Origin of the sequence: Deinococcus radiopugnans ATCC 19172 (assembly GCF_006335125.1) — a bacterium.
Classification (GTDB): domain Bacteria; phylum Deinococcota; class Deinococci; order Deinococcales; family Deinococcaceae; genus Deinococcus; species Deinococcus radiopugnans.
The window spans coordinates 1-1,061 of sequence record NZ_VDMO01000067.1; the positions used below are offsets into that span (position 1 = coordinate 1).

Consider the following 1,061-nt stretch of genomic DNA (forward strand, 5'->3'; position numbering starts at 1 on the left):
CCACCAGCAGGCCGATGACGATCGGGACCGCGATCGCCAGCAGCGCGTGCCGGTAGCCGACCTCGTGCGCGAGCAGGCCGAGCAGCGGCGGGCCGGCGAGGAACGCCGAGTAGCCGATGGTCGAGACCACGGACACCCGGGCGGCCGCGTGCAGCGGGTCGTCGCTCGCCGCGCTCATCCCGACCGGGAAGCCGAGCGCCGCGCCCATGCCCCACAGCACCGCGCCGAGCAGCGCGAGCCACAGCAGGTCGTCCGGCACGAGGCCGAAGATCAGCAGGCCGACCAGCGCGAGGCCCGCGCACAGCCGCAGGACGGCGACCCGGCCGAACCGGTCGAGCAGCGCCGTGCCGAGGAACCGCATGACCGTCATGGCGGTGACGAAGACGCCGAACGAGACGGCACCGACGGCGTCGGACTGCTCGAACCCGTCGACCACCGCGAGGCTCAGCCAGTCGTTGCCGGCGCCCTCGGTGAGAGCGGCGGCCAGGACGACCAGGCCGATGAGCAGCGTGCGCGGCTCCAGCCAGGCGGCGAACACCGACCGCGGGGCGTGCGCGGCGTGCTCGCCGTCCGCGGCGGCCGCGTGCTGCCCCGCGGGCAGGAACGACCGCACGGCGACGAGCACCGCGACCGACGACAGCAGGACCGCGACCGGGACGTGCACCTGCACCGGGACGTGCGCCGCCGCGACCACGGCGGCGATGCCGGCGGCGACGACCGTGCCGAGCGAGAAGCCCGCGTGGTACCGCGGCATGACGGTCCGGCCGAGCTTCTGCTCGACCATCGCGCCCTCCAGGTTCATCGCGGCGTCCCAGACGCCGGTCCCGACGCCGAACACGACGAGACCGGCGGCGGTCACCACCACCTCGCCCATCGCGGCGCCGACGGTCGCGATCGACAGGCCCGCCGCGTTGAGCAGCGCGAACCCGGCGACGGCCTTCACGGCGCCGATCCGGGTGACGACCAGCCCCGACAGCGGCAGCGCCACCAGCGACCCGCACGACCCGACGAGCAGCAGCAGGCCCATCTGGGCCTCGGAGAGGCCGAGGGCGTCCCGGATC

Annotated in this window: 1 protein-coding gene; it reads right to left on the bottom strand. The window is 75.2% G+C overall.

The genetic code is table 11. The features are described 5' to 3' along the window. Positions 1 to 1,027, bottom strand: a 1,027-nt coding sequence (locus tag FHR04_RS20675) for an MFS transporter (RefSeq protein WP_211344228.1), incomplete at its 3' end; no start/stop codon positions are given. Between the last annotated feature and the right edge of the window lie 34 nt (positions 1,028 to 1,061).